The organism is Patiriisocius marinus (assembly GCF_008974325.1).
Taxonomy (GTDB): Bacteria; Bacteroidota; Bacteroidia; order Flavobacteriales; family Flavobacteriaceae; genus Patiriisocius; species Patiriisocius marinus.
The window spans coordinates 140,468-154,463 of sequence record NZ_BKCG01000005.1 but is presented as its reverse complement, the minus strand read 5'-3'; the positions used below and the strand labels follow the sequence as shown (position 1 = coordinate 154,463).

The window sequence follows — 13,996 nt, the reverse complement described above, 5'->3', positions numbered from 1 at the left end:
TTAATAGAATATATCGGTTAGAAAAACGGCTATAAAATCAATAATAAATAATAACATTGAGGTGTAAACAACAGCTGCGTTTGAGGCTTCACCAACACCAACGGTACCTTTAGAGCAGTTAAATCCTTTGTAACACCCCACTAAACCTATAGCAAAACCAAAGAAGAATGATTTTATGGTTGCGGGTATAATGTCACTAAATTTTAATGCATCAAATACTTTGTTGAAATATAAAATATATGAAACATCTCCTTTTAGATTTTCAATAATGGCAGAGCCGAAAAGTGCAATGGCATCACCCATAATTATTAATAAAGGTAACATGAGTGTAGTAGCTACAATACGAGTAACTACAAGGTATTTGAAAGGATTTGTACCCGAAACTTCCATCGCATCAATTTGCTCTGTTACTTTCATACTTCCCAGTTCAGCACCTATTCCTGAACCTATTCTACCTGCGCAAATAAGCGCTATGATTACAGGACCAATTTCGCGTATTATTGAAAGACTAACCATAGATGGCATCCAAGAAACTGCACCAAACTGGAGTAGTGTAGGGCGCGATTGTAATGTAAATACTAAGCCTAAAATAAAACCAGTAACACCCACTAATATAAATGACCTATTTCCCATTTGGTAGCACTGTCTAATGAGTTCTTTCCACTCAAAAGGCGCACTAAAAACTTCTTTAAAAAAACGGATGGCGAAATATGACATGTCACCTATTTCTTCGAAAAAGTGTTTAGTTTTTACAGATATAGATTTAATTCCGTTCAATTTAAATTTATTAGGCTACGTAAATGTAGCCGTTGTCAATTGAAGGATAAATGATATTCATCAGTTGTGAATAGTAGTGTTGTAAATTGGAATTTTTATGGATTTAATCTTGTTTTATAAAAAGACAAAAAAAGTGCGTCAAGATTATTGACGCACTTTCTTAACAATATTAAACTTTTCTTTACTTTAAAGTAGTAGGGCAGACGTAGTCAGTAGTTTTAACACCTACTTCTTTAATTGCATCAAATCCACCCTTTACATCAATTAAATTGTGGATTCCACGGCTTTTTAAAATTGATGCGGCAATCATACTTCTGTATCCACCAGCGCAATGAACATAAAAAGTTTCATTATTAGGATACTCTGCTAGGTGATTATTTAAATCAGAAAGCACGGTGTTTTGTGCATTAATTATGTGTTCAGATACATATTCGCCTGTTTTTCTAACATCAAATACTGGAATTGAATAATCATTTTCCTCTTCAATTTGTTTAAATTCAATAGCAGAAATAGAGCTAACAACGTCATATTCCTTACCTGCTTTTTTCCAAGCATCAAACCCGCCTTTTAAATAACCTAATGTATTATCAAAACCTACTCTTGATAATCTAATGATAGTTTCTTCAATACGATCTTGATCAGCAATTAAAAGAATAGGTTGTTTTACATCTTTAATTAAATCGCCCACCCAAGGAGCAAAATTACCATCAATACCTATAAAAATAGAACTTGGTATATGACCCTTTGCAAAATCTTGTTGATCTCTTACATCTAGAATTACAGCCCCAGTTTCATTTGCCGCTGCTTCAAAAGCATGTGGTGAAAGTGCATTTTCACCTTGAGCAATTACATCATCAATATCCTTATAACCTTCCTTATTCATTTTAACATTCATAGGAAAATAGGCTGGTGGAGGTAAAAGACCGTCTGTAACTTCTTTTACAAATTCCTCTTTCGTCATATTTGCGCGTAAAGCATAATTCATTTCTTTTTGGTGCCCTAGCGTATCAACTGTTTCTTTCATCATATTTTTACCACAAGCAGATCCAGCACCGTGAGCTGGATAGACTATAATATCATCTGCAAGAGGCATAATTTTAGTTCGAAGACTATTGTAAAGAATTCCAGCTAATTCTTCTTGAGTCATATCTGCAGCTTTTTGTGCAAGATCTGGTCGTCCTACATCTCCTAAAAACAAGGTGTCTCCAGTAAATAACGCATAATCTTTTCCATCTTTATCTCTTAATAGATATGTTGTACTTTCCATTGTGTGCCCTGGCGTATGGAGTACAATAAATGTAAGCTCTCCTAATTTAAATTCCTGTCCATCTTTAGCTGTAATGGCTTCAAATGATGGGTTTGCATTTGGGCCATAAATTATATCAGCTCCTGTTTTTTCAGAAAGTGTAACGTGACCTGAAACAAAATCTGCGTGAAAATGAGTTTCAAATATGTATTTAATTTTTCCACCTGCAGCTTCTGCTTTATCAATATAAGGTTGAACTTCACGCAATGGGTCTATGATAGCAACTTCGCCATTACTTTCAATATAGTATGCTCCTTGTGCAAGGCAGCCTGTATAAATCTGTTCTATTTTCATAATATTTTGTTTTATGCTTTCGCTACTTACTGAGAAAGCTTTTGCGAATTTGTAATTTATGCTAAATTATAAAGTACTAATATGTATTTCAGTAACCTACGTTACATAAATAACTCTTTGTAGATGATGTACATTCCCATTATTAAAACAAACCAGCCAAACCCCTTTTTAAGTTTTTTGCCATCAATAAATTTATTTAACCAAATCCCAATAAAAATACCTACAATAGAGATTGCTGTAAAAATTAATAAGAAATGCCAATCAATTTCTAAATTTTGTACGTCACCTAAAAAACCGATAAGTGATTTAATAGCAATTATAAATAATGAAGTTGCTACGGCTTTCTTCATTGGGAGTTTGGCTAAAAGAACCAAGGCAGGGATTATTAAAAAACCTCCTCCGGCACCTACTATTCCCGTAATTGTTCCAACTACAAAACCTTCAATAATTATAAGAGGATAATTATAATTAATTACGGTGTTTTCATCAGTCTCTTTTCGATTATTTCGAATCATTGAAATTGATGCTAGCAACATAATAATTGCAAAAAACAGCATAATTGCTAGGTTTTTTGTAACCATAAAATTACCAACTTGAAAAAGCTCATTGGGAATTGTAGGAATTAAAAAAGCCCTGGTAAGGTATACTGCGATAAATGCAGGTATTGCAAAAATGATGGCTGTTTTAAAGTCAACCATACCCTTCTTCATATTTTTAATGGCACCTACAAGTGATGTTGTACCAACAACAAAAAGAGAATATGCAGTTGCAATAACAGGATTTAATGCAAGTGCATAAACTAAAATAGGGACGGTCAATATGGAACCACCACCACCAATTAAGCCAAGTACAAGGCCAATGAAAAGTGCCCCTATAAATCCTAGAATTTCAATAATTTCCATATACTTATCAGTTAAAAAAGCAAAAGTAATGGAGTAAGTCACTTATGTTTTGTAACAGATGTTACAAGACTTCAATAAAACTACGGTGTAATTTTATCTTTTGAATATTTTCCATCTTTTTTAATAATCTGGAAATTACCACACGACTCGTATGAAGGTCTGATGCGATGTCTTTATGAGTGATGTATATATGTTTACTATTTAAAATCTTGATTTTATCGTTTAAATAATTTTCTAAACGCTCATCCATATTGTTGAAAGCAATATTATCAATACTTTCTAGTAATTCCATCATACGGTTATGATAACTATTGTAAACAAAATTTCGCCAAGTTTTATACTTACTGGACCATTCTTCCATTTTGCCAATAGGAATCATTAAAAGCTTAACAGGTGTTTCGGTTACAGCATGAATTTCACTTTTAGTATTTCCCATACAACAAGACATTGTCATTGCACACGTATCACCTTTTTCAAGATGGTAAAGTAAAAGTTCGTTTCCGTCAGAATCTGGCCGCATGATTTTTATGCTACCTGATAATAATAGGGGCATAGATTTAATATACTGTCCGGGCCTCATGATATCTTGCCCTTCCATAATATCTACAAATGTAGCCACACTATTAATTTCTTCTAATAATGCAGGCTCAAATTGAGATCCGTAATATGATTTAAGTTCTTTTATCATTCGGGACTTTTTTAGCGATTTCAGGTTTGTACTTTATAAACAAATGTGCCCAAATTGCTTTAGACACAGCGCCTATGTACGGCATAGTAATAATTAATGCTACTATAATGCTAATTAGAAGTTCTTTAGGACCTAATTCGATGTTGAAAATTATAGACAGCATAAATACTGCTACAGCAATAGCGATACCTACACCGTATGAAACATACATAGAGCCTGTATAAAAACTAGGTTCAATATGGTAGTTTAAATTACATTTTGGGCAATGATCCTTCACCTTATTCATTTTTGAAAGTTTGTAAGGATGTGCTTCTAAAAACTTACCCTGTCTACATTGAGGGCATTTTAGAAATAAGATACTATACAGCATTGTTTTTTTCAAAATAGGTCTTTTTATAAAACAAAAATAGGTTGATAACTATTAATCCTTTGTAACTGATGTTACATAAAAATATTTTATCATCAAACCACTAATTATGTTTGCTTAAAATTACTATTTCAATAAGTTATATACTGCTTAATTAAGAAAATTTATTTGGGAAGTTTTTTTTTATTAATGTTTAATGTTTCTTTCTGAAATATTAAGCAAATCAAGTGAGGCCAAGTGGTTTTTGATTCGAAAATTGTGTAGAATAGGTTAATTAATAGGGGGAGTTTGTATGAAGTTAAAATCGTTTAGTCAATGTATACTTCTAAAATTTTGGCACTTTCAGTATTGAAAGTTACTAATTCAGCGTTCGCAGGTATTAATATAGTTTCACCAGTGCTGATGTTTTCGATATTTCCGTCGACACCAACAACAGCAGTTCCTTCCACACACATGAAAATTACAAACGAATCTAAGTTAGAATAATTTTTTATGTATTGATGTTTAACATCAATAATGTTTGTTGTAAAATAATCACTTTGTACAATTTCTGAAGAAGTATTGAAACTTGGATTAATGGATTTTTTACAATCTGATAATGTTTTTTTTGAGGCAGAGATTGATTCTTCAATGTGTAAATCTCTTTTGTTCCCAGCATCGTCTGTACGATCCCAATCATATACTCTATAAGTGATATCTGAAGTTTGCTGTATTTCGGCTGCTAGTACGCCAGCACCTATTGCGTGTATTTGTCCAGCAGGAATGTAATACGCATCTCCTTTAGTAACTTTTTCAGTATTAAAAATATCGTAAACATTACTTGAGTTTACATTTTCTAATACGCTAGACTCTGTTGTTTCATCTTTAAATCCTAGTATTATTTCTGCATCTTCATCGTGATCCATTATGTACCACATTTCAGTTTTACCAAATGAATTGTGAGCTTCTTTAGCTAGTGTGTCATCTGGATGAACTTGTACAGATAAGTTTGTTTTTGCATCTAAAAATTTGATTAGAAGTGGAAATTCATTTCCAAAACGTGCATAATTTTTATTTCCTAGAAAGTCTTCTTTGTGTGTTTCTAAAAGGTCAACAATTGAAAGTCCTTTGTATTCACCATTGTTTACTTGTGATATATTTTCTTGAACACCAGATATTTCCCAGCTTTCTCCTACTAAATCGTTTGCACAATTTTTATGTAATACGGTATTTAGTTTAGATCCTCCCCAGATTTTTTCTTGAAGTATCGGTTCGAATTTTATAGGATACGTGTTCATAGTAAAGGTTTAAATAGTTTAGTAGTAGCGTAGTTTTTTATGCAGCGATAGAAAGTTCTAAGTTGTTATCTTGAAAAGCTAATGTGTGAGTAAAGTTTGCTCCGTCAACTACTTTAGTATTAATTACATTATAGTTTAACCATATGTGTGCTAGTCTTCCAGGAATTTCTAAAGCATCTCTCATACCTAATTTAGAATCATCAACGTGCACCCATCTCATTAAAGGTTGTTCTAATATATTTTTCATGGTATTTTCTCTACCTAAGAAACTTTTAAGTCTTAAAAAGATCTCTACATCAAATAACCATCTGCTAATAAAAGGGCGATCGTATACTACAGGAACGATACTTTTCTTAAATACTTTAGCTCCACATTGAGTATCTCTAATAGGTAATCCTAGAATAAGTAGAATAAACTGCTTGATGAATTTTGAAAAAATGTTTCTCATTACATCTCTTTCAATACCAGCAGTACCGCCTAGATTTCTTGATCCAAAAACAACAAGTTTTTCTTCCCTTTCTAAGCTTTTAACTAAATCTTTAAAATCTCTAAAGTCTGTAGATAAATCTGCATCCATAAACCCAATGTTAGAGATATTAGATTTGTTGTATAAAAATCGAACTCCCGCTCTAACAGCTGTAGCTTTACCTGAATTCTTTTTGATATCAACAATACTAATTGAATCGTGAGCTTTCGCTTTCATTTTGTGAAGTACATCTAATGTATTGTCTTTACTTCCGTCATTTACAAAACACAAATGGTAGTCTTTGTTTTCTAAGATGAATGATGTAAAAGCGTCTTGATCTAATCTTTTTTCTTCGTTGTAACAAGGGATGATAATTCCAGTTTTCATAATGTAATAGTTTAATTTGTTATTGTTTACACTGCAAACATACTTGGGTATCGAAGCTGTTTTTTTGCTTTTTCGGTGGATAACATTTAGCTGTCGACAGATACCGTTCATCGAAGGATAGACCATTTATCGAAAGTTGTATCTTTGGCTAAGTTGATTTAATACAGTATCATCTAACTAATAAATGGCTGCATCTAGAACTAATAAATATTTAATTACAGCAATTCTACTCGGAATTATATTCCATGGAACTTCTATGTTCTATACGTTAGAGCGAACATATGATGCATTAATACATTTATTTTTCGCAAACCATTACTCTATGAGTTGGTTTGAACCTTGGAATTATAGTTGGTACACTGGCTTTACCGTAATGGGGTATCCACCATTAGTGCATCAAAGTATAGGAGCACTGTCTCACATAGGTGGATTGAAATTTGGGATGTTTACTGTGGCACTTATAGGAGTGGTACTATTTATCACAGGAGTATATCGATTTACTCAAGTGCTTATACCTAATAAGAAAGTAGCAGGTTATGCAGCAGTTTTAGCTGTATTTTCATCTTCCTTTGTAGAAACGCTACATATATTTGGACAATTACCTAGTATAATAGGTATCTCTATATTATTACATACACTTCCGGAAATTTATATTTGGCTTAAAACAGGAAGTAAAGGGGCATTCTTTAAATCGCTAGCCTTATTAGCGGTTACAGTTTGTTCGCATCATGTTACACCTATTTTTGGGATGATATTTTTTATATTTCCACTAATAGGATTAGTACTTATGGATGCTTCTCGAGAGCAAGTAAATAGTGATAAAGAGATTACGTTTACTGTATTTTTAAAAACGTTTTGGAAACATTTAAAACGAATTTTACTTTTTGGAGGTTCTTCATTAGTGCTTATAGTAGGTTGTATTCTTCCATATTGGATAAACACAAAAAATAACCCTATAACTCAAGTACCTATTCCACATGGGTCTCGAGATAGTTTTATAGAAGTAACATCATCCGGATTAGTGTTTTTTGTAATTCCGTGGGGAATTTTATTAGTCTTTTTACCTTATTTCTTTTATCGATATTATAGTAAAAGGCTTTTGTTTTTCGGGATCTTTTTCACCTTATTGTTTATTCTAGGAACAGGAGGGACAACTGTGATTCCAAGATATATGTTAGGTGAAAATGCCTTCAACATATTAACGCTAGATAGATTTACACTTTGGGCCTCAATAATGGCACTTCCTGTTTTTGGTGAGCTATGTTATCGTTTTGTTGAGGGAGATTATAAAGATGCATTTCAAAAAAGATTTGGGCCTATTATTCATCGCCTCACTGGTGGTGCATTAGCAATGTTGTTTATACTTATTGGAGTTTTTACAATTACTTTAGGGAAGTTTAGACCTAGCCAGCCTGATACTATAAACATGCTGCCTATTGTTAATTTTTTAAATGAAGATGATCACGATATGTGGCGTTACCTTCCTTTAGGTTTTGGAGATCAAATGGCATGGCTTTCAGCACAAACAAGTGCTACAACAGTAGATGGAAATTACCATTCAGCAAGAAGGTTGCCTGAGCTTACTTCAAGAGCTGTAGAGCGACTAGAAAATTCAAAATACCAAGGTCTAGAAGGAATAGGCTCGTTACAACAGTTTCTAACTGTTCCTGAAAAGTACCATTTAAAATATGTTTTCTCTAATGATAAATTTTACGATCCATTGCTGTACTTTACAGGGTGGCATCGATTAAGTTTATTAGAAAACGGTATTATGGTTTGGGAAAAGGCAGGTATTACGCCATTACCAAGTTTGCTTCCAAAAGACGATGTACCATTATTTCAAAAATTATTATGGGGAATCGTTCCTTTTAGTACAGTATTTATAGCCATATTCTTACTACTCAAATCTATGTGGAGTAGATCTTTCAAAGTAGGAAAAGAATACCACCCTATTTATTTCTCGTTTCAGCCAGTACGAAAACAAAACTATAGAGTGATATTTATAGCTTCAGCAGTTTGGGCTGTTATTTTAACTGGAATCATATTATTTGGTGTCTATCATTTTTATACAGCTAATGCAACACAGGCGAGTGCTAAAAATCTTGTAACTGCTTACTATGATGCGTTGGATTTTAAAGAGTTTGAAAGAGCGCATTCTTATATTGATCCAGAGAGTGATTATGATATATCACAATTTATGCTTGAAATATCTACATCAGATGGATTGTTAAGTTCGTATGCTAAAATGGATAGTATTTCGGTTAAAATTGTAGAAGAAAAAGGTCCAACCGCCTTGGCTTACGTAGCTGCAAACTGGGTTACACCTTTAAAGTTAATTAAAACAAACGATACTTTAAGTCTTAGAAAAGATAAAGGGGAATGGTATATTTTACCTAAAGATATTGATCCAGATATTCCGCCAGATCAATTGGTAATAGAGAGTGCAACATCATTCTATAATCACGGAAAACGAAAAATAACTACTCAGAAAACGCATCATGAGGATGTGTTAAAACAACCTGTAATAGAAGTGCTTTCTGCTAAATTGGTACAATTAGATACCACATACGCTATTGTAGGAGAGCTTCAAAATGTAGATAATATACCTTCTGATGTTTCTGTAACTGGTATTTTATACGATAAAGAAAACGTTGAAATAGCTAGGTTTAATGCAAAAGATGTAATAAAACATAAGCTACTTGCGAAAGAGACTACACCATACCGAATAGATTTTGAATCTATAGCCTGGGTAGATTCCGAAGTAATTGAGCCTGTAAACTTCAGTATTCAAGTAAAAGCGAATGTAGCTACGTCCGATTTGTATCAAGCTGCTGCGCCATCAAGTGTAAAACAAGAAGGAGCTATTTTAGATGGTTTTTTATTCAATCAAAGCTCGCAAGCAGCAACAATACCACAATTACTAATTAGTTATTATGATGCTGAAGGTGGATTACTTTGGGTAGATGCGCAATATGTTGATGAGAGTGTTAGACAACAACGAAAAAGACCATTCTCTTTGTCGTTACAAATAAATCAAATCCCAAAAGTGCTTTCGTCAAGCTTAGATAATGTGTCAGTTAACGGGCTTGCAAATAGTAGAATTTCAGCTAAAATTGTTCCGAATAGAAATGATAATGGGAAAACTGAATCTTTAATTGAAGTTACAAATGAGTTATACCGTTTTATTTCAATTACCACTAACTCGTACATAGGAAATCCACGATGATAAAGACCTTAAAACATATAAAAGTTAGTATCCTTTTTGTATTAGGAGTTCTTCTTATGGCTTGTAGTAATACTCCAAAAACAGTTTCTACTACTGTTACAACAGAGAGATTTAAAATCGAAATTCCAAGAGATCAACAAGTGTCAAGTAATGGAATTAACGTTAATTTTAAAGAGTACAAATTAAGCCAACTTGAATCTATAAGGTTTATAGTTTCGGGAACTTTTGGAACTTCGGTATTAAAGCCAACTGAAGACAGTGGTCTGGCTCGCGTAGTGATTCCTTCGGAAATATCACAAATTGCAGGACAATTAGAGTGGATTTTAATGGAACATGAGCATTTTTTAGAAAAGGGGGATTTCCGCTTAATGCCAACTGCATCTTTAGGTACTGTAGAAAATTACCTTGGGCCGCGTAGTATTACAGCAAGTAAACGAGACAACACAATGCTAGTTACAGTTCCTACAGATAGCTTAGACAATATGTTGCCAGATGACACCGCTATATCAATGAATCATCAATTTAAAGGGCAAACAGTTAAAACTCCTGTGAAATTAAAAGCTGGTTTTGGGTGGAAACGTATTGCTGCGCCTTTGGTAACAGGTAGGCTTAGTACGGGAAGTACCGTTGGAGTTATTTCGTCAAAAGAGTTGGTGGCAGATGTTTTTCCAGATATTGCTCAGGACTTTTCAATTAATTACGAAAGGACACATCCTTTTGCAGATGGAAATGAATTGATGTCAATAAAAACTTCGCAAATAAAAGATGCACAAGGAAACATAATGACTGATGGAACACTTGTAAATTTCTTTATTGTTGATGAAAAAAATAACCATTGGCAAACCACTTCGAGTACCATTAATGGTTATGCTTTTGCTAAAATATTACATCCAGAATTACCTTGTACTTTGTCAGTAAATGCGGTTATTAAGGGGATGGCAGAAAGTCCAAAAATGACTGTTGATTTTAAATCTATTATCACAGAAATTCCTAAAGCTATTTTTGATAATAGTACATTGAAAGTGGGACCATTGACGAGTTATTTAGGACAGCTTGTTCAAGATGGTGTTGAGGTTGAATTACAATTAAATGAAACGTCTTGGATTTTATTAACTAAAGATGGTTATGTGAGCCAAGAACTTGATTCATTAAAATTTCCGAAGGGAACCTATAGTTTAACGGTGAAAACTTTAGGTTTAGAATCTACATATCCAATAACAATCGATTGAAAAAAAATAAAACACTATATCGTATACTCATTATCCTAGGATTTATTTTTATAAATGCCGCAGTGGTTTTTGGTTTAAGCCAAGTGTATGCTTACTTAAATACAGGAGCAGATCCTGCAAGTATGTTGCATTTGGATTTGAAGCGGACCACTTATTATAGTCCGGATGTAACGTGGGTTTCTATTGAAAATCCAGGGAGGCCTATAGATGAGGCTAATAAGCGAAAAATAGAACAAGATTATCTTGATGCTTGGTATGTGAAAAATCAAGCTTTCGAAACTGGAAATGATCAAGGTATTTATGATCATTTTACGGATAAAGCTCGTGCTAAAGTAAGGGCGTTAATTAATTTAAATCAAGCAGAACAGATTAAAATTAAATCAACCACATTGAGCCATAATATAACATTAGACTTTTATAGCGATGATGGAACTGTGGCAATACTTACAGATAGAAATGTAGCTGGAGTAGAGAAAATTTATAAAAATGATGCATTTATTCTACAACGCGATTTTAATAATGATTACCATATTATGTTACTTTTAGAAGATGGTTTTTGGCGTATTCGACATTTTGAAAAACTGTCTGCAAATGAAATAAGACCAAGTGTTACTGAAATAGCAACGATAGAAACAACAGCAATTGAAGGGATAAATTATTACCCAAAGGATACTCCCTGGGATACCTTTGGTGAAAATTTTGATGCAGCAATAATAGAGCAGGATTTTAAAATCATTAATGATTTAAAACTTAATACTATTAGAGTTTTTGTTGGTTATGAAGATTTTGGGAAAGCATCAGTAGCTAAAGCGAAACTAAAAAAACTTCAAATACTTTTAGAAAAAGCAGAAAAAGCTAACTTAAAAGTGATGCTAACTCTTTTTGACTTTTATGGTAATTATGATATTCAAGATTGGACTTTAACGAATAAACATTTGAGTGCTGTGGTAAATTCGGTTAAGGATTATAAAGCTTTAGCAAGTTGGGATATTAAAAATGAGCCTAATTTAGATTTTGAAAATAGGGGAGAACAACGTGTTGTTTCTTGGTTATCTCAAACATTAAAAAAACTAAAACAATTAGACTCAATTCACCCTGTAACTATTGGGTGGTCGTCACCGGAAACAGCTTTAATTTTAGAAGATGAGGTTGATTATGTTTCGTATCATTTTTATAAGGACTTAGATGGGCTTAGTGAAGCGCATAATAAGATAAAAAAAGGTACTAATAAACCTATAATTCTTCAAGAAATGGGGCTATCTACTTATCACGGTTTATGGAACCCATTAGGTAGTAATGAAGATGATCAAGCAGCTTATTATGCTCATTTTTTAGAAATACAAAAGAGAGATAGTATCAACTATCTCTCTTGGACTCTGTTTGATTTTGGGGAAATTCCAAACAGTGTTGCCGGGTTTTATCCTTGGCGTAAACATAAGCAGGCATATTTCGGTTTAATTGATTTCGTTGGGGCGAAAAGTAAGTCGTATTCTATAATTAAAAACCGATAATTTATGCAGCTAATATTGAATTTACTTCAGTATTTAGCGCTTTGTCTTGAAATGCATTCAAGTACATTTTAGTAATTTTTGACATTGGCAAAGCTGTTGCAGCTCTGTAATTTGTTTGAGCGATTAGCGTTCTATAAGCTTCATTTGCTACTAATTCATTGATTGCTTTGTAAAGGCTTATTACATCTTCTGCTTCAAAATATAATCCTTTGTAACCTTCCTCTTCAACTAGTGTTTTTAAATCTCCTAGATTAGGCATTATCACTGCTTTTCCATAGCTTCCAGCTTGGTGTAACACACCTGAGCTACCTGTTGTCGATGTGTATGGGAAAACTACCATTGCACTTTCAGAGAAAATAACTGGAACATCTTCTTCCGCAACGTACCCTGTAAATGTAATGTTAGGTACATCTTTATATTTTTGTCTTACACTTTCTAAATATCCAGGAGTGTTAGGGTTATCAGTTCCTGCAATTACAATTTCTAATTCTTTTCTAGTAACTGTTCTAGCCATTTCAACTGCTTCGATAAGTACTTCTACTTTTTTGTAGGTTCCAAATTTTCCGAAAGTCATAATTTTTAATGGTCCTTCTGCTACTGTATAGTCTGGTTCATCAGGAATTTCAAAAGTTCCATGTGGAATAAGTAAACAGTTTTTAGCATTGTATTTTTCTTCTAAGATATCTACGTACTTGCTTATAGTAACAGCTACGTTATCAGCTTTAAGTACCACTCTTGTTAGCATTTCGCCTATAAAGTTAAATACATTTTTCTTTAAGTTATTGCTAGCAAATCCTGCACTATCTAGGTCTACTGCTTCCATAATGTTGTGCAATAAAACAATAGATTTTACTTTCATCATTTTAGTAAGCCAAGGAGAGAACAAGCCTAATGCAGCAGGTATTTTTTTGTCTCCAAACTTCATAAATTGAAGGTTGTATAATACAGCATCTGGTTTTGTAGCTTTTATTGCTTTTGCAATTGTAAACACGTTTCTGTATCCATTAAATTTCCAGCATTGTTTAACTGTAATTTTGCAACCATCTTCTTCGAAAGTGATATCTGCGCTTTCTGGAGTTACATCACTTAGAAGGATTAATTCAGTTACTTCTTGGTGTTGGCGAAAATGTTTTACTAAGTGGTAAGCATATTCATTTAAGGTTACTTTACTCGGGGGATATGCGGTAACAATTGCTAATTTCATGATAATGTTTTTTAAGATAAGTTGACTATGGTTAAGTATTATGCTGCTAGGTATATTCTAACTGGCATTTGGTTAATTGGGTAAAGTTGTTTCACTTTTGAGCTACTTACACCGTAGTAATATATTGTTTGGTAATCTTGAATTTCAGTTTTAATAGTTTCGATCATTTTGATTAATGATTCTTGACCTTCTTTTACTTGTTGGATATTTAATAGCACACTATCCTTTATAGTCATTAATGCTTTTAAATAATTTTTTACTTGTGTTATTTGTCCTTCTGAAGCGTTTCCATTAATGTTAATTTCTCCGTTTGTATTTTTAATTTCTAGAGCCATAATATTGTTTTTTAAAGTGTTTATCTG

At 33.0% G+C, this 13,996-nt stretch carries 12 protein-coding genes; 3 read left to right on the top strand and 9 right to left on the bottom strand.

What is annotated here, in order from left to right; genetic code table 11:
- From GBH57_RS10690 to GBH57_RS10660, 7 genes are all read right to left on the bottom strand, one after another.
- Positions 1-777: an MlaE family ABC transporter permease gene (locus GBH57_RS10690; RefSeq protein WP_151674486.1), complete on the bottom strand. Its 777-nt coding sequence runs from the start codon at positions 775-777 to the stop codon at positions 1-3.
- 181 nt (positions 778-958) lie between these two features.
- Positions 959-2,377, bottom strand: coding sequence for an MBL fold metallo-hydrolase (locus GBH57_RS10685; RefSeq protein WP_151674485.1), 1,419 nt, complete (start codon positions 2,375-2,377; stop codon positions 959-961).
- 101 nt (positions 2,378-2,478) lie between these two features.
- Entirely contained in the window at positions 2,479-3,279 is an 801-nt protein-coding gene (locus tag GBH57_RS10680) for a sulfite exporter TauE/SafE family protein (RefSeq protein WP_151674484.1), read from the bottom strand.
- 61 nt (positions 3,280-3,340) lie between these two features.
- Positions 3,341-3,967, bottom strand: coding sequence for a Crp/Fnr family transcriptional regulator (locus GBH57_RS10675; protein ID WP_151674483.1), 627 nt, complete (start codon positions 3,965-3,967; stop codon positions 3,341-3,343).
- Entirely contained in the window at positions 3,951-4,337 is a 387-nt protein-coding gene (locus GBH57_RS10670) for a DUF983 domain-containing protein (RefSeq protein ID WP_151674577.1), read from the bottom strand. The genes GBH57_RS10675 and GBH57_RS10670 overlap by 17 nt, the downstream gene beginning before the upstream one ends.
- Positions 4,338-4,642: 305 nt before the next feature.
- The gene (locus GBH57_RS10665; RefSeq protein ID WP_151674482.1) at positions 4,643-5,611 is read right to left on the bottom strand and encodes a type I phosphomannose isomerase catalytic subunit; all 969 of its coding nucleotides are present in this window, start codon (positions 5,609-5,611) and stop codon (positions 4,643-4,645) included.
- 37 nt (positions 5,612-5,648) lie between these two features.
- Positions 5,649-6,464: a dolichyl-phosphate beta-glucosyltransferase gene (locus GBH57_RS10660; RefSeq protein ID WP_151674481.1), complete on the bottom strand. Its 816-nt coding sequence runs from the start codon at positions 6,462-6,464 to the stop codon at positions 5,649-5,651.
- A gap of 184 nt (positions 6,465-6,648) precedes the next feature.
- On the opposite strand from GBH57_RS10660, the gene GBH57_RS10655 reads away from it, so the two are divergent.
- From GBH57_RS10655 to GBH57_RS10645, 3 genes are read left to right on the top strand one after another with little or no spacing between them, the layout of a single operon-like run.
- The gene (locus tag GBH57_RS10655) at positions 6,649-9,690 is read left to right on the top strand and encodes a putative glycosyltransferase family protein (RefSeq protein WP_151674480.1); all 3,042 of its coding nucleotides are present in this window, start codon (positions 6,649-6,651) and stop codon (positions 9,688-9,690) included.
- Entirely contained in the window at positions 9,687-10,919 is a 1,233-nt protein-coding gene (locus tag GBH57_RS10650; RefSeq protein ID WP_151674479.1) for a hypothetical protein, read from the top strand. The genes GBH57_RS10655 and GBH57_RS10650 overlap by 4 nt, the downstream gene beginning before the upstream one ends.
- The gene (locus tag GBH57_RS10645) at positions 10,916-12,430 is read left to right on the top strand and encodes a glycoside hydrolase 5 family protein (RefSeq protein WP_151674478.1); all 1,515 of its coding nucleotides are present in this window, start codon (positions 10,916-10,918) and stop codon (positions 12,428-12,430) included. The genes GBH57_RS10650 and GBH57_RS10645 overlap by 4 nt, the downstream gene beginning before the upstream one ends.
- A gap of 1 nt (position 12,431) precedes the next feature.
- Here GBH57_RS10645 and GBH57_RS10640 read toward each other — a convergent pair whose 3' ends face one another.
- Together GBH57_RS10640 and GBH57_RS10635 are read right to left on the bottom strand one after the other, a co-directional pair.
- Positions 12,432-13,634, bottom strand: a complete 1,203-nt coding sequence (locus GBH57_RS10640; RefSeq protein ID WP_151674477.1) for a glycosyltransferase — start codon at positions 13,632-13,634, stop codon at positions 12,432-12,434.
- Between the two features lie 38 nt (positions 13,635-13,672).
- Positions 13,673-13,969, bottom strand: coding sequence for a hypothetical protein (locus GBH57_RS10635; RefSeq protein ID WP_151674476.1), 297 nt, complete (start codon positions 13,967-13,969; stop codon positions 13,673-13,675).
- Between the last annotated feature and the right edge of the window lie 27 nt (positions 13,970-13,996).